The organism is Vaccinium witches'-broom phytoplasma str. VAC (assembly GCF_000309405.1).
In the GTDB taxonomy this organism is placed as follows: Bacteria; Bacillota_I; Bacilli_A; order Acholeplasmatales; family Acholeplasmataceae; genus Phytoplasma.
Genome location: NZ_AKIN01000187.1, coordinates 1 through 517, shown reverse-complemented (window position 1 = coordinate 517; position 517 = coordinate 1). Strand labels below are relative to the sequence as shown.

The window sequence follows — 517 nt, the reverse complement described above, 5'->3', positions numbered from 1 at the left end:
CTATCCTCTCCATCATATTCTTTTATATAATCAATAGTTTTACCATCAGGCTTGTAATATGTCTCTTTGATTAGTTCGTTAATGTATTTATCATATTCTTTTATTTTTTTAATAGTTTGATCATCAACTTGATAATAAATTTTTTTAATAGGTTCGCCAATAGGTTCGCCAGTATCTTCTTGATCGTATTCAGTTATATAGTGAATAGTTTTTCCATCATTTCGATAATAAATGTCTTTAACTGAATTACTACTATTTTCATCATATTCATATATATAGTCAATAGTTTTACCATCAGCTCGATAATAAATGTCTTTAACTGTCTCATAAGGATTTTTATCGTATTCTTTTATATAATTAATAGTTTTACCATCTTTTTGATAAAAAATTGTTTTAACTAGCTCATCAGTATTTCTATCGAATTCATTTATATAATCAATCGTTTTTTCATCATCTCTATAATAAGTTTCTTTTACAAGTTTGCCATTTGCTTGATCGAATTCTTGAATGACTTTAA

General features: G+C 25.1%; 1 protein-coding gene. It reads right to left on the bottom strand.

Annotated features, from left to right (window positions below):
• On the bottom strand, nt 1-517 hold a 517-nt coding region (locus RI68_RS03515; RefSeq protein ID WP_017193729.1), incomplete at both ends, for a DUF2963 domain-containing protein.